Annotated in this window: 13 protein-coding genes, 1 tRNA gene and 1 pseudogene; 12 read left to right on the forward strand and 3 right to left on the reverse strand. The window is 23.2% G+C overall.

The features are described 5' to 3' along the window. The first annotated feature begins 32 nt into the window (after positions 1-32). The 4 genes and pseudogenes from leuS to tusA all read left to right on the forward strand — a co-directional run bounded on the left by leuS (position 33) and on the right by tusA (position 4,600). Positions 33-2,543 carry a leucine--tRNA ligase gene (gene leuS / locus BUMPG002_RS02260; RefSeq protein ID WP_025369071.1) on the forward strand — a complete coding sequence of 837 codons (2,511 nt, stop codon included), beginning with the start codon at positions 33-35 and terminating at the stop codon, positions 2,541-2,543. A gap of 38 nt (positions 2,544-2,581) precedes the next feature. Then, positions 2,582-3,589 carry a DNA polymerase III subunit delta gene (holA, locus tag BUMPG002_RS02265; RefSeq protein ID WP_025369072.1) on the forward strand — a complete coding sequence of 336 codons (1,008 nt, stop codon included), beginning with the start codon at positions 2,582-2,584 and terminating at the stop codon, positions 3,587-3,589. 62 nt (positions 3,590-3,651) lie between these two features. Next, positions 3,652-4,295: pseudogene (nadD, locus tag BUMPG002_RS02270) on the forward strand (nicotinate-nucleotide adenylyltransferase). A 68-nt stretch (positions 4,296-4,363) separates the two neighbouring features. Beyond that, positions 4,364-4,600: a sulfurtransferase TusA gene (tusA, locus tag BUMPG002_RS02275; protein ID WP_025369073.1), complete on the forward strand. Its 237-nt coding sequence runs from the start codon at positions 4,364-4,366 to the stop codon at positions 4,598-4,600. 139 nt (positions 4,601-4,739) lie between these two features. Here the strand turns inward: tusA and asd are convergent, their stop codons facing one another. Beyond that, positions 4,740-5,852, reverse strand: coding sequence for an aspartate-semialdehyde dehydrogenase (gene asd, locus BUMPG002_RS02280; protein WP_025369074.1), 1,113 nt, complete (start codon positions 5,850-5,852; stop codon positions 4,740-4,742). 348 nt (positions 5,853-6,200) lie between these two features. On the opposite strand from asd, the gene BUMPG002_RS02285 reads away from it, so the two are divergent. The 7 genes from BUMPG002_RS02285 to recD all read left to right on the forward strand — a co-directional run bounded on the left by BUMPG002_RS02285 (position 6,201) and on the right by recD (position 18,800). Next, a complete protein-coding gene (locus BUMPG002_RS02285) occupies positions 6,201-6,791 on the forward strand; it encodes a YhgN family NAAT transporter (protein WP_025369075.1) in 591 nt (196 codons plus the stop codon). A 193-nt stretch (positions 6,792-6,984) separates the two neighbouring features. Next, complete coding sequence (locus BUMPG002_RS02290; RefSeq protein WP_025369076.1) at positions 6,985-8,163, forward strand: phosphoglycerate kinase; 1,179 nt, start codon at positions 6,985-6,987, stop codon at positions 8,161-8,163. A 36-nt stretch (positions 8,164-8,199) separates the two neighbouring features. Beyond that, positions 8,200-9,276 carry a class II fructose-bisphosphate aldolase gene (gene fbaA / locus BUMPG002_RS02295; RefSeq protein ID WP_025369077.1) on the forward strand — a complete coding sequence of 359 codons (1,077 nt, stop codon included), beginning with the start codon at positions 8,200-8,202 and terminating at the stop codon, positions 9,274-9,276. A 148-nt stretch (positions 9,277-9,424) separates the two neighbouring features. Then, positions 9,425-10,270, forward strand: coding sequence for a small-conductance mechanosensitive channel MscS (gene mscS, locus BUMPG002_RS02300; RefSeq protein ID WP_025369078.1), 846 nt, complete (start codon positions 9,425-9,427; stop codon positions 10,268-10,270). A gap of 6 nt (positions 10,271-10,276) precedes the next feature. Next, complete coding sequence (locus tag BUMPG002_RS02305) at positions 10,277-13,435, forward strand: exodeoxyribonuclease V subunit gamma (protein ID WP_025369079.1); 3,159 nt, start codon at positions 10,277-10,279, stop codon at positions 13,433-13,435. Between the two features lie 8 nt (positions 13,436-13,443). Continuing rightward, positions 13,444-16,947: an exodeoxyribonuclease V subunit beta gene (gene recB / locus BUMPG002_RS02310; RefSeq protein WP_025369080.1), complete on the forward strand. Its 3,504-nt coding sequence runs from the start codon at positions 13,444-13,446 to the stop codon at positions 16,945-16,947. Positions 16,948-16,970: 23 nt separating this feature from the next. Continuing rightward, positions 16,971-18,800: an exodeoxyribonuclease V subunit alpha gene (gene recD, locus BUMPG002_RS02315; protein ID WP_025384594.1), complete on the forward strand. Its 1,830-nt coding sequence runs from the start codon at positions 16,971-16,973 to the stop codon at positions 18,798-18,800. 41 nt (positions 18,801-18,841) lie between these two features. Here the strand turns inward: recD and argA are convergent, their stop codons facing one another. Both argA and BUMPG002_RS02325 read right to left on the reverse strand, forming a co-directional pair. After that, on the reverse strand, positions 18,842-20,170 hold the full coding sequence (gene argA / locus BUMPG002_RS02320; protein ID WP_025369082.1) for an amino-acid N-acetyltransferase: 1,329 nt from the start codon (positions 20,168-20,170) through the stop codon (positions 18,842-18,844). Positions 20,171-20,345: 175 nt separating this feature from the next. Next, positions 20,346-20,422 (reverse strand) — tRNA-Met (locus BUMPG002_RS02325). Positions 20,423-20,562: 140 nt separating this feature from the next. Here BUMPG002_RS02325 and mltA point away from each other — a divergent pair. Further along, entirely contained in the window at positions 20,563-21,633 is a 1,071-nt protein-coding gene (gene mltA / locus BUMPG002_RS02330; RefSeq protein WP_025369083.1) for a murein transglycosylase A, read from the forward strand. The last annotated feature ends 30 nt before the right edge of the window (positions 21,634-21,663 follow it).

A 21,663-nucleotide genomic window follows, 5' to 3' on the forward strand; every position in this document is an offset into this window, starting at 1 on the left:
TTAATCAAATGTTTTATTATTGAGATAAATATATGGAAAAAGAATATGCACCTGAAAAAATAGAATTTTACGTGCAAGAATATTGGAAACAAAACAAAACGTTTCAAGTAAATGAAGATTCTAAAAAAGAAAAATACTACTGTTTGCCTATGATTCCATATCCTTCTGGAAAATTACACATGGGTCATGTTAGAAACTATACTATTAGTGATGTTATTGCTCGATACCAAAGAATGTTAGGAAAAAACGTGTTACAACCAATGGGTTGGGATGCTTTTGGGTTGCCAGCTGAAGTAGCAGCTATAAAAAATAATACTATGCCACTATCGTGGACTCAAGAAAATATAAAAAATATGAAAAAACAGTTACAATCATTAGGTTTTAGTTATGATTGGAGCCGAGAAATAACCACTTGTCAACCGGAGTACTATCGTTGGGAACAATGGTTCTTTACTAAATTATATGAAAAAAAATTAGTCTATAAAAAAAATAGTTTCGTCAATTGGTGTTCTCATGATAAGACTGTTTTAGCTAATGAACAAGTTGTTGACGGTTGCTGTTGGCGCTGCCAAAACAAAATCACAATCAAAAAGATTCCGCAATGGTTTATAAAAATAAGACAGTATGCTGAATCTTTATATCAAGATTTAAAAAAATTACATCACTGGCCTGAAAATGTAAAAAATATGCAAAAAAATTGGATTGGAAGAACAAAGGGATTTGAAATTTCTTTAAATGTTTTAAATTACAATCAGAAGTTAAAAATTTTTACTAATAGATTAGATCTCATTATGGATATTACATTTATTGTAATCTCTTCTTGTCATCCATTAACTATAGATCTGTCAAAAAAAAATAAACTAATTAAAGAATTTATAAGAAAATATAAATATTTTTCACAAGAAGAAATCGAAAAAGTAAAATATGAAGGGATTAATACAAATATATTTATTATTCATCCTATTACAGAAAAAAAAATACCAATTTGGATTGCAAATTTTACTTTAAAAATATATGGAGCAAATGCAATAGCATCTATTCCTGGTCATAATGAACATGATTATAATTTTGCAATCAAACATAATTTAGAAATAAAATGTATTGTTACAAGATCTGATAATAAAAAAGAAATATTGTTTAATTCTAAAAAAATAAAAGAAATTCTTATTGAAAAAAAAATATTAAACAAAAAAATTCATTATCGATTACAAGATTGGTGTGTTTCCAGACAACGTTATTGGGGAGCACCTATTCCTATGGCAAAATTAAAAAATGGAGAAATAGTATCAATACCAGAAGACCAGCTACCTGTACTTTTACCAGAAATTCAAAAAAATATAAATAATTCAGAACAACATATTTATCTTAATTCCGCATGGCATAAAATTCTTATTAATGGTCAGACTGCTTTTAGAGAAACAGATACTTTTGATACATTTATGGAATCATCTTGGTATTATGCAAGATATACTTGTCCACATTTTATTCATGGTATGATTGATCCTGAAGCATCAAAATATTGGCTTCCTGTTGATCAATATATTGGTGGTATAGAACATGCTATTATGCATTTAATGTATTTTCGATTTTATCATAAATTACTACGTGATTTCAATCTAGTAAAATTTGACGAACCAGTAAAAAATTTATTATGTCAAGGTATGGTTCTTTCAGATGCTTTTTATGAAATTACAAATAACTCGACAAGAAATTGGATTCATTCATCATCAGTTTTAATAAAACGTAATGAAAAAGGAGATATTATAAAATCATATAATAAACAAGGACAAGAAATATTTTATGCTGGCATGATTAAAATGTCTAAATCTAAAAACAATGGCATTGAACCAGAATCAATAATCAGACAATATGGAGCTGATACAATTCGTCTGTTTATCATGTTTGCTGCTCCTGTGGAATCTTCACTAGAATGGAAAGAATCTAACGTAAAAGGAATCTATCGTTTTTTAAACAAACTTTGGATACTCATATTTAATTATGTTAATTTAAAGAATATACATAAAAGTATCAATATTATATGTTTAAATGATCAACAAAGTGAATTACTTTATCAATTACATAAAACTATTCATAAAGTTTCTGATGATATAAGTCGTCGAAAATCTTTTAATACCGCTATTTCTGCAATCATGGAACTTGTTAATCAACTTATAAAAGCTCCAATAAAAGAAGAACAAGACAAGTCTATTTTGAGAGAATGTTTAACCTGTATAATTAAAATGCTTTATCCATTTACACCACATTTTTGCTTTTATGTCTGGAACTACTTATCTGAAAACACTTCTATTGATAATGAAAAATGGCCTATTTGCAATGACCAAATTCTTTTGAAAAAACATAATATTATTGTTCTTCAAATTAATGGTAAAAAAAGAAGTACTATGAAAATACCTCACAATTTAAATAAAGAAGAAATATTTTTGCATGCTCAAAATCAAATTATAATAAAAAAATATTTAAAAAACAAAAATATCAAAAAAACAATATATGTTCCAAATAAAATTATAAATTTTGTAATATAATAAAAAAAGATTATTTTTTAAATAAAATTATTATTTTTATGAATATAATACATTTAGAAAAACTTAAAAAACATTTAATAAAAGAATTAGATTTTTGTTATATTTTTTTAGGAGAAGATGATTTTTTAATAAATAGAAATCAAAATGCAATCTTATACTATGCTCATCGACGAGGATTTATAAAAACTAGTACAATTAATATAGAAAAAAATAATGATTGGGAAAAAGTCATTCGTTTTTATAAAACAAGAAATTTATTTTTTAAAAAAACAACTGTAATTATTAATGTTCTTATTAAAACATTAAATACTATTTTCATTGAAAATATTAATAAAATATCTGTTTTATTAAATATAGAAATTTTAACAATATTAAAATTTAATCACTTATCTCGTGTTATTCAAATTAAAAAAATACTAAGTATATTCAAAAATAATACAAAAATAGTATCTTGTTTTACACCATATAATTTACAGTTTGTAAACTGGATTAAATATGAAATTAAAGAAAAAAATCTCAATATAGAAAAAAAAGCTTTTTTTTTATTATGTAAATATTATGAAGGAAATACTTCATTTATATATAAAATTTTAGAAGTACTATTTAAAAAATGTCAAAAATCCTCTATTAAAATAGAAGAAATAAAAAAAAATATTATTGATTTTTTTAACTTTTCAGTATTACATTGGATTAATGCTATTTTGCAAGGACAAATAAAAAAAGCTATGTATATTTTAAATCTATTAGAAGACAAAAAACATAGTCCTCTTATTTTAATACGTACTTTGCAAAAAGATTTATTAATACTAATGCATATGAAACGTGAAAAAGACATAAATATAAATACATTTTTGAAAAAATATAATATTGATTATTCGAGACATAATTTTTTCATCAAAGCTTATAAAAAAATTCATGATCAATCTTATTTTAAAGCAATTAACATTCTTGTAAAAATAGAAATTCATATTAAGCAAAAATATGATAATTCTATATGGATTCAATTACAAAAATTAACTTTAATTCTAAGCTCATCTACTATTTAAAAAATTGAATTGTAAAAAAATTAATTTTAGTTTTTATTCATCTATATCTTAATAAATTAAAAATGAAAAAATTATATACTATATTTGGTGGAAATTTTGATCCTATTCACTATGGTCATATTCATTCTGCGGAAAAATTAGCCAAAGAAATACGTTTAGAAAAAATAATATTTTTACCAAATAATAATCCTCCACACCGTGATAAAACAAAAACCTCTATCATAGATAAAATGAATATGATCAAACTTGCCATTCATAATCATTGTTTATTTCAAGTAAGTGATTTAGAAACTAAAAGTACTCATGTTTTTTTTACTATAGATACATTAAAAAAAATTAGAAAAAAAATTAGTTTTACACCATCTTTGTGTCTTATAATAGGAGAAGATAATTTTCAAAACTTTCATCTATGGAAAGACTGGAAAAAAATATTGTCATATTCACACTTATTAATTTGTCCTAGAATACATATAAAAAAAAACATAATTTTGAATTCAAAAAATGGATTAATAATCATATTGTTCATGATTTTAAATTATTACATAAAAAACCATTTGGATTAATTTTCTTTTCTAAGATAGATCTTATCGATATTTCTTCTAGTGAAATAAGAAAAAATTATTATGAGGGAAAAATTTCTTCTAAACTTGTACCACTTATTGTTCATAAATATATTATGTTTAAACAAATATATAAATATGAATAGTATTTATTTTTTTGTTCTTTAAGTGTTCTTTCTATAAAAATATTATATAATTTTGATTTTAAAAAAGAATGAAAAACAAAAATAATGCTATATTAAACCTAATTGGGCTTCGATGTCCAGAACCCATTATGATTATTAGAAAAAAACTTCGTAATATGAAACTAAATCAAAAAATATTAGTTTTATCAGATGATCCTTCAACAACAAGAGATATTCCAAATTTTTGTTATTTTATGAATCATACATTATTAGAATTTGAAATTAAAATAAAGCCTTATCGTTATTTACTAAAAAAAGGATTATAAAATAAAAAATATTTTTTTGTTATTAATCTAATGAAAATTTAATTTTTAATATATATACACTAAAAATTTCAAATATATTTTTAATAAATATATTAAAATATAGTGTATATATTAAAAAATATATGTAAATAATAACAAATTATAATTTAATTAATAAATTTAACATTCTTCTTAAAGGTTCTGCAGCACCCCATAATAATTGATCGCCTACAGTAAAAGCAGATAAGTACTTCTTACCCATATTAAGTTTTCTTAATCGACCAATTGGTATATCTAATGTACCAGTTACAGCCGATGGAGTTAATTTTAATAATGTATCTTCTGGATTATTAGGAATAACATTAACCCATTTATTATGCATCTTAATAATTTCTTCAATATTGTCTAAAGATAGTTCTTTTTTTAATTTAATAACAAATGATTGACTATGACATCTTAGTGAACTAATTCTTACACATATACCATCAATTAAGACTGAAGTGTCAGATCCTAAAATTTTATTAGTTTCCACTTGACCTTTCCATTCTTCACGACTTTGTCCATTATCCATTTTTAAATCAATCCAGGGTATCAAGCTACCTGCTAATGGTGTTAAAAAATTTTCTATAGGAAAATCACAACTACGAGATGCTTCGGTTACTTTTCTTTCAATATCTAAAATTGAAAAAGATGGATTCAATAAATCTTGGGAAATGACATTATAAAGCATGCCCATTTGCTTTAATAATTCAATCATATAGCGTGAACCAGCACCAGATGCTGCTTGATAAGTTGAAACAGAAATCCATTCAATTAGTTTTTTTTCAAACAAACCGCCTAAAGACATTAACATTAAACTAACAGTACAATTCCCACCGATAAAAGTTTTAATGCCTTTACTTATAGAATTTTGTATAAAATTATAATTAACTGGATCTAATATAATTATAGAATTACTATTCATTCGTAAAGTTGAAGCAGCATCTATCCAATAACCTTTCCAACCAGATCTTCTTAAAACTGGATAGATTTCTTCAGTATAAAGACTACCTTGACAAGTAATAATAATATCCATTTTCTTTAATACAGAAATACTATAAGCATCTTGTAAAACATTATGTGATACATTTTTTATTATAGGAGCTTCTTGACCCAATTGAGATGTTGAAAAAAAAATAGGATTAATTTTCAAAAAATCATTTTCTTGTTCCATACGTTTTATTAAAACTGATCCTACCATTCCACGCCAACCAACTAATCCAACATTTTTCATCATGAATATATACACGGATTGTTTACATTAAAAATATTTTTTTCAAATTGGCAATTTATTTAAAGTAAAAAGTTTCCGGCTCCTAAAAATAATAAGTAAAAGAATATTAAATATAATTTTCACATAAAAAAAATATATACTTTTATAAAATATAAAAAAACATTGTAATAGAAAGTTCTATTTTAATTTTAAATATACTATAAAATTATAATTTTATATTAAAAATAAAATATTTATATAATTAATTTTTAAGAAAGTAAATAAAAACATCCATATTAATATCTAATTGTTAAAAATTAAAAGATTACATATAAAAATTATAAATTGAAAAGGAAGTGATAAATTAAAATGACTGAAATAATCTCTACAACTATATTACTAATTCTCATTATGGATCCTTTAGGAAATCTTCCAATTTTTATGACAGTATTAAAACATCTAGAAGCAAAAAGACGCAGAATTGTAGTAATACGAGAAATGATTATAGCGTTAATTGTTATGCTGTTATTCTTATTCGTTGGAGAAAAAATACTTGTTATCCTAAATTTACAAGCTGAAACTGTTTCAATATCTGGAGGTATTATTTTATTTTTAATTGCTATTAAAATGATTTTTCCTTCTGAAGATAGTAATAATGGAGTTGCTTCGGATGAAGAACCTTTTTTAGTACCCTTAGCGATTCCATTAGTTGCAGGTCCATCCCTTTTAGCAACATTAATGTTATTATCACATCAGTATCTACATCATATGTCTTATTTAGTTGGGTCGTTACTTATTGCATGGTGTTTTACAATTATTATATTATTATTATCTGGATTATTTTTAAAATTATTTGGTTCAAAAGGTGTTAACGCTTTAGAACGTCTTATGGGTTTAGTTTTAATTATGCTTTCAACTCAAATGTTTCTTGATGGTATTCGAGCATGGTTTAAAAATTAATTTTTCATTTAAAAAAAATAAATAGATGATGTTTGAATTTTTTATATTCAACTTTTTATCAAAATTATGTTATTTTTTAATAACCTGTTATTAATATGATAACAGGTTACAATAATCTTTTATAAAAATAAAAATGATAAATATTCTTTAAAAAAATAATTCAAATAAAAATCTACTATAGATAGGCTAGTTTATGAATATACATAAAATGACAACATTAGATATAACAGGAAAAACAGTTTTAATAAGAAGTGATCTAAATGTTCCTATAGAAAATGAAATCATTCAGTCTGAAGCTAGAATACTAGCAGCTCTTCCGACTATTCAATTAGCGATTCAAAAAAATGCTAAAGTAATTATTATGTCTCATTTAGGAAGACCTAAAGAAGGAACTTATACAAAAAAGTATTCTTTATTTCCTATTTTTAAATATTTAAAAAAAAAATTACTTAACACCCAAGTATATTTTTCTAATAACGATATGAAAGACATTCATATAAATCCAGGAGAAGTTGTAGTTTTAGAAAATGTTCGTTTTAATAAAGGAGAATTAAGTAATGACGATGCATTATCTAAAAAATATGCCAATCTTTGCGATATATTTATAATGGATGCTTTTGGTAGTGCTCATAGAATGCAATCATCTACTTACGGTATTGGAAAATTTGTTAAGATTGCATGTGCCGGACTTTTATTAATAAATGAAATTATAGCTTTAAAAAAAGCATTAGAAAAACCAAAACGTCCTTTGGTAGCAATCGTAGGAGGTTCAAAAGTATCAACTAAGTTTAATGTATTACATAAACTGTGTAAAATTGCAGATACTATCATCGTAGGAGGTGGCATTGCCAATACTTTTTTAGCTATTGACCATAAAATTGGAAAATCATTATGCGAATTAGATTTTATATGTGAAGCTAAAAAATTACGTGATAAATATAATATTATTGTACCAATTGATTCAAGAATAGGAAAAAAATTTCATAAAACTGAAAAATCTACAATCAAATCACCTTTTAATATTGAAGAAAATGAAGAAATTATGGATTTTGGTGATGAAACTATAAAGAACGTAGTCAAAATTCTAAAAAAATCTCAAACAATTATTTGGAATGGTCCAGTTGGTGTATTTGAATTTCCATATTTTCGAAAAGGAACTGAAATGATTGCAAAAACTATTGCAAATAGTACTGCATTTTCTATTGCTGGAGGAGGAGATACATTATCTGTAATTGATATGTTTAATATACAAAATAATATTTCTTATATTTCTACTGGAGGTGGAGCATTTTTAGAATTTATAGAAGGTAAAAAATTACCTGCAATTCAGATGCTAGAAGAAAATTTCAAAAAAAATAACATAAATAATTAACTGCAACTCTAAAAAATTTTTAAATAGGATAAAAAATTGAATATTTTGAATATCATTCAACCAGGTGTGATGACTGGTGATGAAGCTCGAATAACATTTGAATTCGCGAAAAAAAAAGGTTTTGCAATACCAGCTGTTAATTGTATTGGAACTGATTCTATAAATACTGTATTAGAAACGTCTGCTAGAGTGCGATCTCCAGTTATCATACAATTTTCACATGGAGGAGCAGCTTTTATTGCAGGTTATCAAAAAAAATCTTTAATGATTCAAGAACAAGCTATTAAAGGAGCTATATCAGGAGCTCAACATGTGCATTTAATGGCAAAATACTATAATGTACCAGTAATACTTCATACAGACCATTGTACAAAAGACATGTTGTCATGGATTGATGGATTACTAGAATTCGGAGAAAAATACTATAGAAAAAATAGTAAACCTTTTTTTACTTCTCATATGATTGATCTATCAAAAGAAAATTTAGAAGAGAACATATCAACTTGCAGTCAATATCTCAAAAGAATGAAAAAAATTAATATGCTGTTAGAGATAGAACTAGGATGTACAGGAGGTGAAGAAGATGGTGTTGACAATACTAAAATAGATAAAAAATTACTTTATACACAACCTCAAGATGTTAATTTCGCATATGAAAATCTTAAAAAAATAAGCGAAAATTTTAGTATTGCAGCTTCATTTGGTAATATACATGGTGTTTACCAACCAGGAAACGTTGATCTTCAACCTATTATTTTAAAAAATTCACAAAAATATGTCAGTATTAAACACAATTTAGGAAAAAATCCATTAAATCTAGTATTTCATGGAGGTTCAGGTTCACATTTAGAGGAAATACAAGAATCTATTAAATATGGTATTGTAAAAATGAATATTGATACTGATATGCAATGGGCAACATGGAACGGAGTTTACAATTTTTATAAAAAAAACAAAGAATTTTTACAAAATCAATTAGGAAATAAAACAGATAAACATAAACCTAATAAAAAATACTATGATCCAAGATCATGGATAAGAGAATCTCAAAAATCAATGTCTATTAGATTAGAACAAGCATTTAAGGAATTAAACGCTTTTAACATCTTATAAATATACTTATAGAAAATTTTTATTATATTCCGGGGAATAAATAACAATATTCTCCGAAAAACTATTGAATCAAAAAAATTTATTTTATGTGTCTTGAATATTAAAAAACAAAAACAATTATTTTTAAAATGACTATATAGAGATAATAATGGATGAGCTAAATGTAGTAAATGATATTAACCATGCAGGAAATTGGTTAATACGCAACCAAGAATTACTTCTTGAATATATGATAAATTTAACATCTGCAATCATTATTTTAATTGCAGGAATGTTTATAGCTAAAATAATATCAAATGGAGTTAATCAGGTATTAATCACTCGTCGTATTGATGCGACTATCGCAGGATTTCTTTCGGCTCTAATGCGATATATTATCATTACCTTTACTCTCATTGCTGCATTAGGTCGAATTGGAGTACAAACTACATCAGTTATTGCTATTTTAGGAGCAGCAGGTATGGCTATAGGTTTAGCTTTACAAGGCTCATTATCTAATTTTGCAGCTGGTGTCTTATTAGTTACACTGAGACCATTAAAAACTGGAGAATATGTTGACTTAGGAAATGTATCAGGAACTGTATTAAATATTCATATTTTTTATACAACATTACGTACTTTAGATGGAAAAATCGTAGTTGTACCTAATAATAAAATTATATCTGGTAATATTATTAATTATTCAAGAGAACCAGCACGTCGTAACGAGTTTATTATAAGTGTATCATATAATTCAGATATTGATTTAGTAATTAAAACATTACGAACAGTTATAGAAAATGAAGATAGAGTAATTAAAGATCGAGATATTGTGATCGGACTAAGTGAATTAGCACCATCTTCTCTAAATTTTATAGTTCGTTGTTGGAGCAATACTACTGATTTAAATCCAGTATATTGGGATTTAATGGCTGAATTTAAAAAAGCATTAGATAAAAACAATATTAATATTCCCTATCCTCAAATAGATATTCATCTTTACAAAAAAAAATAGGTATATATGTTTATCGTTTATAGATCAAATAAAATTGAGACACTATTTTTAAAAGCACACAAAATAATCGAAAAAAACCCACTGTCTAATATTTTTGAACAAGAAATTTTTCTTCATGATAATAAAATATTATTTCAATATTTAAATGTTTTTATTGCTAACCAAAAAGGTATTTCTGCTAATATAAAATATTATCATCCTTATAATTTTATATTAAAATTATTTCAAAAATTTTTTGGAATAAAAGAATATAAAAATATATTTACTCAATCTATTATGACTTGGAAAATTATGAAAATTTTAGATGAAAAAAAAATTTGTGAATATATTAATATAAAAGAAAATAAGATGAAAAAATTTAAATTTTCATTTTTAATGGCTAATATATTTGAACAATATCTTTTTTATCGTCCGGATTGGATTAATACATGGGAAAAAGAAAAACTTATAACTTCTATTGGTAATAGTGATCAATGGCAAATTAAATTATGGAAAGAAATAATCAATAATTATCAAAATATGAATCCGTTAAAATATCACTTTTCAAGTCTATTATATAAATTTCAATTACTTATCAAACAAGATAAAATAAAAAAAAAACATTTTCCTAAACGTTGTTTTATTATTTCTTCTCCTCAATTAAATCCTGTTTTTATTGAAATTTTTAAAAAAATTAGTATTTATTTTAACATTTATTTTTTACAAGTTAAGTTCTCTAAAAAAAATAGATTTCAAAATCCATTAATGAGATTATGTAAAAATCAAGAATTATTTAAAAAAATAAATATTCTGGACTCTAAAAAAATTAAAATAATAAATTATTTTGAAAAAAACAAAAATAATAACTTATTAAATCATATTAAAAACGATTTTCTTGAAGACAAATTCTTTAAAAAAAAAAGGATTATAGAATTAACTGATAATTCAATTTCTATAAATATTTGTTATAATAGAAAAAATGAAATTGAAATTTTACATGAAAAATTATTATTATTTTTGGAAAAAAATCAATATATTAAATTAAGTGATATAGTCGTTACTTCTTTTTCTATGGATGATTATATTTCATCTATTGATACAATTTTTAATGCAGCGCATAAAAAAAACAAACTGCCCTTTTTTATTTCTACAAAAAAATCTAAAAAAACAGAAATAATATTTTCCGTTTTTAAGAATTTATTAAATCTATCCAATAGTCGATTTGAAAATGAAGAAATATTAGAATTATTTGATATTCCAGAAATAGCAGATCGTTTTGACATTTCTGAAGAAGAAATAAATATTTTATATTATTGGATCAAAGAAGTAAATATTAGATGGGCTATTAATGAAAAACATAAAAAAAAATTTTCATTTTCTCAAAACAAACAGAATACCTGGTTTTATGGTATTGAAAAGTTATTACTTAGTTATGCAATGAATGATACAGAAAATATTTGGAATGATATTTTATCATCTACTTTAATTCATGGTTCTCGAGCAGATTTAATAGGAAAATTAGTAATCTTCATTAATGTACTAAAAAAATGGCAAAAAAAATTATCAAAATTACAAAATTTAATATATTGGCGCTCATTATCAAAAAACATTATTAATGATTTTTTTCTTAAAAGTGAACGCATAAATGATTGTCTTCAAATCATTCAAAAAAAATGGATAGAAATGATAGATGATGCTTTACTATCTAATTATAAAAAAAAAATTTCTATTGAAATATTAAAAAAAAACTTTATTATTAAAAATAATCCTACGAATAATAAAAAATTTTTACCCGGTGTAATAAATTTTTGCCATCCTTCTTCTATCTGTTTTATTCCATTTAAAATAATATGTTTTATTGGAGCTGATAACAAAAATATTCCAAAACAAAATACTTTAGATAATTTTAATTTATTAAACAAATATCCTATAACAAGTGATTTTAATGCCTATCAGAAATATTACTTTTTATTCCTTCAAAACATTTCTTGTGCTCAAAAATATTTTTACATAAGTTACGTCGGATATTCAATCAAAGATAATAGTAAAATATATCCTTCAGTTATGGTTGATCAACTATTATCTTATATAATATCAAATTTTTATTTGATGGGTGACCAAAATTTAACTACAAATGAAAAGAGAAGAAAAATAACTAAACATTTATGTAAAACATATACAAAAGAGTATTTTTATACAATAAAAAATACAGATGATTTTAAGATTGAAAATTCTATAGGTAGGTTAAAAAATACTGAGATAAAAATTTATGAATCTAAATTATTGAAAAAAAAATGTTTTGATAGAATTGATTTAATAGATCTAATCTGTTTTTGGAAAAATCCAATTCATTACTTTTTTAAAAATCATTTAAATATTAAATTTGATTTACCTAAACAAGAACTTATTATCACAGAGCCTTTTTCAGTTCATCAATTAGATGCTTTTGAAATAAAAAAAATTCTATTAAATAAAGCTATAAAATGTGAAGATACAAAAAAAATATTTCAATATTATCGGCTTTGTGGAAAATTACCGTATAACTTTTTTGGAACAGTATTTTGGAAAGATAAAATAAAAGAAATGCAATCTATATCAAAATTAGTTAATAAATACAGAAATTGTACAGAAGAAAAAAAAATTAATATACACATACAAAAATACAGAATAAATGGAATTTTATCTGAAATACAAAGTACAGGTTTACTTCGTTGGAAACCTACTTTAATCAATTATAGTGATCGTATATCTTTATGGATAGAACATCTAATTTATACTCTTATATGTGGTACAGGAGAAAGCAAAATTATAGGTTATAAAAATCAAATGTGGTCTTATATTTGTTTAGATCCTAATACAGCATATGATTATCTTTTAAAGTATATTGAAGGTTATGTTAAAGGTTCTCAAAAACCTTTATTTCTGATAAAATCAGGTGCTGCTTGGCTTGATCAAATTTATGATATAAAAAATAATGTTATAAAACAAGATAATAATTCCATACGTAAAGGATATAAAAAATTATTAGAAACTTGGATGGGAAATAATTATTTTAAAGGAGAAAAAAAAGATATATATATTAGAAGTCTTATTAAAACATTAAATGAAAAAAATATAAAAAAAATTTGTCAAACAGCTCAAATATGGTTAACTCCATTATTAAAAAACAAAAAAATTTTAAAATAGATTATAATATGAATTCACATAATAGAAAAAAATTAAATGCTTTTAAAATACCTATTCAAGGTATTACTTTAATAGAAGCTTCTGCTGGAACCGGTAAAACTTTTACAATCGTATTATTATATTTACGTTTATTACTAGGTATTGGAGAAAAAAAAACATATATTAAAAAACTTTTAGTACATGAAATACTAGTAGTGACTTTTACGAATGCTTCAAAAGAAGAATTATATATACGGATTAAAGATGGGATTAAAAATTTATATCAAGCTTGTATTTGTAAAAATAGTAATGATTTTATTTCTCAATCATTTTTAAAAAAAATTAATAATATAGAAGAGGCAATTTATATATTAGAAGAGGCATATAATAATATAAATAATATATCTATTTATACTATTCATGGTTTTTGTCAAAACATATTAAAATCACATACTTTTTATTTAAATACCATTTTTCAAGAAAAAATAATCGAAAATGAAGAGCAATTATATCTCCAAGCAACACAAGATTTCTGGAGATATTATTTCTATAATTTACCAGAAGAAATGATTAGAATAATTTATAAAAATTATAAAAATCCAGAATATCTTTTAAAAAAAATTAAACCTTTTTTACATATAAAATCAATATATTTTACAAAAAAAATTAAAAATGAAACGTTAATTGTTCATCATGAAAAAAATATCAAAAAAATAAACTATTTTAAAGAAATTTGGTTGAATTATCATTCAATAATATTTAAAAAAATCGATACAATAAAAATAAACAAAAAAATATATAATCAATTTAATGTTTCTAGATGGATTGATAATATTACGAGATGGGCTAAAACTTTTACTAAAGATTATACAATTCCAAGTGAATTGAAATATTTTACCCCAAAGAGCATTAAAATTAACACAATAAATGAAAGTGATGCAAATCATATTGTTTTTGAAGAAACAGAAAAAATATTAAAAAAAAATTTTTCGTTAAAAAATATAATTTTTTTTTACGCCATAAAAAATATACCTAAATTTTTACTTAAAGAAAAAGAAAAAAAAAACTTTTTAGGATTTAACGATTTATTAAATCTTCTTTTAAAATCTATTAAAAAAGAAAAATCTCTTAGAGAATTAATTAGAAAAAAATACCCTGTAGCATTTATTGATGAATTTCAAGACACAGATGTTCAACAGTATGAAATATTTAATCTTATTTATAAGAAAAAAAACAAAAAAACAGCATTGTTTCTTATTGGAGACCCGAAACAAGCAATATATAGTTTTAGAGGAGCAGATATTTTTTCTTACTTGTATGTAAAATCTAAAATTAAAAAATATTATTATCTTGATATTAATTGGCGCTCTTCAATTAACATGTCTAAAAGTATCAATTTTTTATTTTCTCAAAATCATAATCCTTTTATCTTAAAAAATATTCCTTTTATACCTATTATTCCAACTTTGAAAAATGCAAAAATGAATTTTAGTATCAAAGGAATTTCACAAACTCCAATAAGTTTCTTTTTCAACAAAGATAATGAAATTTATTTAGATGATTACCAATTTTGGATTTCAAAACAATGTGCACATGAAATCAATTATTGGCTGACTTGTGCAAAAAAAGGAAAAGCTATAATTACTACTAAAAATGGACAAAGAACTCTTAAATCTAATGATATTGCCATATTAGTAAGAAATGAAAAAGAAGCGACTCTTATTCAAGAAGAACTAAACAAAATAAACATCATGTCAATATATTCATCATCCAAAAAAAGTGTATTTCAAACTTTTGATGCTCAAGAATTATTATGTATATTAAAATCTATTTTAGAACCAACTAATAAAAAATTACTACAACAATCTCTTTCAACTGATATTTTAAAAAAAATATTTTTTATAGAAAAAAATAAGTTAGAAGATGAAAATTTATATTTTATCATAGAAAAATTATATCAATATCATGACATTTGGGACAAAATAAGTATTTTTCAAATGATAAGAAAAATAATATTAGATTCTCAAAAAAATTTTAATTTTTCAGAAACATATCTAAATTCTCAAAAAAATTTTAATTTTTTACAAATAGGGGAATTATTACAAGAAAAATTTCAATTTTTGCATAAAAAAAAATCTTTAGTTTGTTGGTTTGAAAAAAAAATACTAGAAAAAAAACAACCTTTATGTAATGAATATATTAGATATTTAGATGAATCACAAGCAGTTAAAATTATTACTATACACAAAGCAAAGGGATTAGAATATCCTATTGTTTGGCTCCCTTTTGGGATTGATTTTAATCAATCAAAAAATTCAATATATCATGATCAAAAAACTTTTAAAATATTTCTTGACTCAGAAAAAAGTCAAAAAAGTTTAATGATGTCAGATGAAGAAAGATTAGGAGAAGATTTGCGTTTTTTATATGTCGCACTAACAAGATCAATTCTTCACTGTAGTCTTGGAATATCTTGTTTAATAAAAAAAAAGATAAAAAATAGAAAAAATAGTGATCTTCATCATAGTGCATTAGGATATCTTATACAAGATGGCGAAATGATGGATTGTAACAATTTATCTATAAAATTAAATAAATTAAGTGATAATAATTTGATAGAAATTAAACATGATACAATAAAATCAGAATTCTCTATAAGTAAAAAAAATATTTATTGGCTATCTGAATTTAATTTATCTAAACAAGAAATTAAAAATATTTGGAATATCACAAGCTTTACTCAATTAAAAAAAGAAAATAAATTATTGATACATAATAAAAAAGAAATTATATTAGAAAATATTTTTAAAAAAGATAAAATAAAAAAAAAATTAACGCTACATACTTTTCCTTTAGGGAAAAAAACAGGTTTATTAATGCATTATATATTAAAAAATATAAATGTAATAAATCAAAAAAATTATTATTGGTTTTCTGATGTTCTAGAAAAATATAATATTCCTATAAAATGGACTCCTACACTGATGTCTTGGACATATGATATTTTAAACACTTCATTTAATGATAATAAAATTATTCTATCTCAATTAAAAAAACAAACATATGTAAAAGAATTTGAATTTTTTTTACCTATTAAAAACATTTTATACAGTGAAAAATTTAACAAGATTATTCAATCTTTTGATTTTTTATCTACTTGTTCTCCTCAATTTTTTTTTAATCCTGTTACAGGAATTTTAAAAGGATCTATTGATTTAGTATTTCATTGGGATAATAAATATTACATAGTAGATTATAAATCTAACTGGTTAGGGCAAGATAATAGTTTTTATTCTAAAGAATTGATAGAAAAAGAAATGATTAAAAATAGATATGATGTGCAATATCAATTATACACTATCGCTATACATCAATTTTTGCAAAAAAAAATAAAAAATTATAATTATACAAAAAACTTTGGAGGTGTTTTTTATATTTTTTTACGTGCCATAAGTAATGAAAAAAATAATGGTATTTTTTATACTATTCCAAATTATTCTTTAATACAACAACTGATTAATTTAATGTTATAGAAGATTAATAAAAAATGAACATAATGACTTCACTTTTAAAAAAAGCTGTGATCATGAAAATTATTCGTCCTATTGATTTTTATTTTTCACAATTTATATCAAAAAAAAACACTATTTTAATGTTAGTTGCAGCATGTGTGAGCTATGAAAATAAAAATGGTCATATTTTTTTACCAATAGAATATTTTGAAAAAAATCATTTTTTTTCTACTACAAATACAAAATTTATACAAAAAATTTTAAATATATTAGAAAAAAAAATAAATTGGTTAGAAGAATTATTACAACACAACTCTGTTAGTAACGGTTCTGATTCTACACCTTTAGTATTATTTAAAAAAAAAATATATCTTTATAAAATGTGGAAATCTGAAATAAACATTTTAAAATTTTTAAATGAAAAAAATAAAAATAAAAAAGTGAATAATAAAAAATTTTCTAAAATATTAGATAATTTATTCCCTGAAAAATTTAAAAACACTCAAAAAATAGCGGTAGCACTAACTTTAATAAAAAATATAACTTTTATTATTGGCGGACCTGGAACTGGAAAAACTACTACTATATTAAAAATAATTATTGCTCTAATAAAAACAGCAAAGAAATCAATAAAAATTCAATTATCTGCTCCTACTGGAAAAGCAACAACACGTTTAAACGAAATTATAGAAAATAATATTTTTGATATTTATCTTTCTCAAAAAGAAAAAACTTATCTTCCATGCTCTGCTATAACAATACATCAATTATTAGGATTTCAAAAAATATCACAAAAAAGTTTTTTCAATAAAAACAATCGATTAAATTTAGACGTATTAATTATTGATGAAACTTCAATGATAGATATTTTAATGATAGAAAAAATATTTGATGCAGTATCTAAAAATACTAAATTAATTTTTATAGGAGATCATAATCAATTATGTCCAATAGATGCAGGTTCTATTTTAAAAAGTATTGCTCGTTACTCTAATAACGGATACAACTATAAAACTTTATTAAATCTAGAAAAACTGACAAACTATAAAATAGCAAATAAAATAAATGAAAATAAAATCAACTCTATTAATAATAATATTTGTATATTAAAAAAAAATTATAGATTTAAAAAAAATTCAGGAATTTATATTTTATCAAATGCAATATCTAATAAAAAAATAAATATTTTTGAAGAACTATTTAATAATAGCATTCAAAACGTTTTTTTTTATGAAATAAATTCTATGGAAAATTATCAAAAAATGATTGAGAATATTTCTTTAAATTATAAAAAGTTTTGGGAAAAAATATATAAAAAAGAAAAAATTCAAAACATCATAGAAACTTTTCAATATCATCAAGTATTATGTGTATTACGCGATGGTATCTTCGGTGCAAATATATTAAATAAAAAAATAGAAGAAGAAATGTATAAAAAAGACATGATCAAATATTTTTATATTAATAATAAAATATGGTATGTAGGAAAACCTATTATGATTAATTCTAATAATCAACTTCTAGATGTATTTAATGGCAATATAGGTATTACTAATATGAGTAATAAGGGTGTCTTACAAGTATCTTTTTTAAAAGAAAAAAATATTATAAATATTCCTATAAATATCTTAAGAAATTATGAAACAGCTTGGGTTATTACTGTACATAAAGCACAAGGTTCTGAATTTATGAATACGTCTTTAATATTACCTAATGTTGATTCAAATATTTTAAATAAAGATGTTTTATATACTGGTATCACAAGATCTCGAAATATATTAAATATTTTTTCAAACAAAAAAATTTTTATAAAAACAGCTTTGAAAAATATAAAAAAGAATAATTTTATAGAAATGAACAACTTTTTAGAATAATATATAAAAATTTTACGATGCTCACTAAAGCATGCCATATATTAAAATATATCAATCATTAAAATTTTAGAACGACGTTGATAATTATACATTTTCTTTTTACTTTCAGGTAACATATCCACATCTACTAAAACAAAACCTCTCTCTTGAAACCAATGGATACTTTTTGTTGTTAATACAAAAATTTTTTTTAAATTTATTTCTCGCGCATGAATTTTTATTTTTTTTAATAATAAATCGCCTCTAGAAGAATTTCGATAATCAGGATGAACGGCTACACAAGCCATTTCTCCTATTTTTTCTTTTACAAAAGGATAGAGTGCAGCACAGGCAATAGTCAAGTTATCACGTTCAATAATAGTAAATTTATCTACTTCTACTTCTAATTGTTCTCTTGATCTACGAACTAAAATTCCTTTTTTTTCTAAAGGTCGAATTAATTCTAATATTCCTCCAATATCATTAATGCTAGCTCGTCTTATTTTTTCTGCTGATTCCATAACCATTTGTGTACCAATACCATCACGAGAAAATAATTCTTGCAATAATGCTCCATTTTTATGATAGCTAATTAAATGACTCCGATTTACTCCTTTTTTACAAGCTTTTATTGCTCCTCTTAAAAATCGTACAGTTGAAGAAATATAGTCACCTTTTTCTTCTAATTTACTAATTTTATGTTTTATATCATCAGGAAGTAACTCAGAAATAATTTTACCTTCATTATCTATAACTCCTTGCTTACTGCAAAAACCGATCATTTTTTCTGCTTTTAATTTAATACTGACTTGAGTAGCTATTTCTTCAGAAGTTAAATTAAAACTTTCTCCTGTGACAGAAACTGCTACCGGACCAATTAAAACTATAGCTCCATTTTTCAATTGACAATCAATTGCACTTTTATCAATTCTTCTAATTCGACCAGTATGACAATAATCAATACCATCATCTACGCCCAAAGGTTGAGCAATAATAAAATTACCACTAACTACATTTATATTAGCTCCTTGTAGAGGAGTATTACTTAAGCTCATTGACAAACGTGCTGTAATATCAAGTTGCAATCTTCCTGCTGCTTGCTTTACTTGTTCTAAAGACGCTGAATCAGTAATTCGTGTGTATTTATGATACATAATTTTAATATTTTTTTCATTTAAGCTTGCGTTAATTTGAGGACAAGATCCATATACAACAACTAAACGAATACCTAAACTATGCAATAATCCTATATCATTAATAATACCAGAAAAATTTCCATATTTAATTGCTTCGCCACCTAACATTATTATAAATGTTTTCCCCCGATGAGCATTAATATAAGGAACGCTGTGACGAAAACCCTGAACTAATTCAGTAGTACGTTCTTTCATAACAATCCTCTTGCATTTTTACTGCAATCTATATATTATTTTTTATATATGATTTGTATTTTATTAAAAAATAAAAAATGGATGAAAATTTTTTATATAAAAATTTGGAATTTTTTTGAAAAAGATGGGATGTTAAATAAAATTTAATTTTTTATTAAATTAGAAATTTAATAATTGGTTGCGGGGGCTGGATTTGAACCAACGACCTTCGGGTTATGAGCCCGACGAGCTACCAAGCTGCTCCACCCCGCGTCTGTAGTAATTAAATAATACACCTTTATTTTAAAAAAATCAAATTTTTTTATAAATTAAATATTTTTATTAAAAATCAGATACAATAACTAAATTATAAAAAAATCTATCATTCTATAGTTAGATATTAAAAAATAAAAATGAAAAAAAAAATAGTTGTAATGATATTTTTAACTTTGTTTTTTACATTTACAGTAGCTTGTATGAATGAACCTACAAATAAAGGACAGCAATATAAAAAAAAATTAATATACAATCTGACTAGAATAAAAAAAATAAATATTGAAAATAAATTAATTAATCCAGAATCATTGTTTCTTCAAATAAATAAAATTAAAAAATCGTCACCCAGTTTATATTTTAAAAACAAAACTATTTACACTTCAATTGAAAAATGGTTAAAAAATTCTAATATAAATGAATTTTATAAATTTGGAATTAATTTATTTCAAATGAAAGGTACAGATAACTATGGAAATGTTAAAATAAGTGGATATTATACGCCTATAATAAAGGCTAGAAAAACACCACAAAAAAATTTTATTTATCCAATATATTCAATGCCTTATAATTTTAAAAAAAAACAATATTTACCTAAAAGAAAAGAAATATATAATGGAATTTTAGATAAAAGATATATTTTAGCTTATACTAATTCTTTGATAGATAATTTTATTATGGAAATTCAAGGAAGTGCATTTATAGATTATGAAAACAACAAACCATTAAAGTTTTTTAGCTACTCAGGTAGTAATGGATGGCCTTATAAAAGTATTGGACAAATTCTAATTAATCGTGGTGAAATAGAAAAAAAAAATATGTCTATGCAAGCTATTAAAAACTGGTGTAAAAAACACACGAATAAAGAAATAAAAAATTTATTTGAAGAAAACACATCCTTTGTTTTCTTTAAAGAAACGCAAAGAAAAGAAGTATATGGTGCAAGTTCTGTTCCATTAGTAGCTAAAACATCAATCGCAGCTGATACAAATATAATAAAAAAAGGTACTATCGTATTACTGCAAATCCCTTTACTTGATAAAAATGGTATATTTATTAAGAAATATGAGATGCGTCTAGTCATTGCATTAGATGTAGGTGGAGCAATTAAGGGTCAACATTTTGATTTGTATACAGGAATTGGTGAAAAAGCAGGAAAATTAGCAGGTTTTTATAATCACTACGGACATGCTTGGATATTAAAAAAATAAACAATTGAAAAAAATTTAACTATTAAGTCA

Source organism: Buchnera aphidicola str. G002 (Myzus persicae), from assembly GCF_000521565.1.
GTDB lineage: Bacteria > Pseudomonadota > Gammaproteobacteria > Enterobacterales > Enterobacteriaceae > Buchnera > Buchnera aphidicola_C.

Excerpts from the sequence above, each read along its gene's own strand:
- leuS (WP_025369071.1), top strand. The coding sequence starts at position 33 with ATGGAAAAAGAATATGCACCTGAAAAAATAGAATTTTACGTGCAAGAA.
- holA (WP_025369072.1), top strand. The coding sequence starts at position 2,582 with ATGAATATAATACATTTAGAAAAACTTAAAAAACATTTAATAAAAGAA.
- tusA (WP_025369073.1), top strand. The coding sequence starts at position 4,364 with ATGAAAAACAAAAATAATGCTATATTAAACCTAATTGGGCTTCGATGT.
- asd (WP_025369074.1), bottom strand. The coding sequence starts at position 5,852 with ATGAAAAATGTTGGATTAGTTGGTTGGCGTGGAATGGTAGGATCAGTT.
- BUMPG002_RS02285 (WP_025369075.1), top strand. The coding sequence starts at position 6,201 with ATGACTGAAATAATCTCTACAACTATATTACTAATTCTCATTATGGAT.
- BUMPG002_RS02290 (WP_025369076.1), top strand. The coding sequence starts at position 6,985 with ATGAATATACATAAAATGACAACATTAGATATAACAGGAAAAACAGTT.
- mscS (WP_025369078.1), top strand. The coding sequence starts at position 9,425 with ATGGATGAGCTAAATGTAGTAAATGATATTAACCATGCAGGAAATTGG.
- BUMPG002_RS02305 (WP_025369079.1), top strand. The coding sequence starts at position 10,277 with ATGTTTATCGTTTATAGATCAAATAAAATTGAGACACTATTTTTAAAA.
- recB (WP_025369080.1), top strand. The coding sequence starts at position 13,444 with ATGAATTCACATAATAGAAAAAAATTAAATGCTTTTAAAATACCTATT.
- recD (WP_025384594.1), top strand. The coding sequence starts at position 16,971 with ATGACTTCACTTTTAAAAAAAGCTGTGATCATGAAAATTATTCGTCCT.
- argA (WP_025369082.1), bottom strand. The coding sequence starts at position 20,170 with ATGAAAGAACGTACTACTGAATTAGTTCAGGGTTTTCGTCACAGCGTT.
- mltA (WP_025369083.1), top strand. The coding sequence starts at position 20,563 with ATGAAAAAAAAAATAGTTGTAATGATATTTTTAACTTTGTTTTTTACA.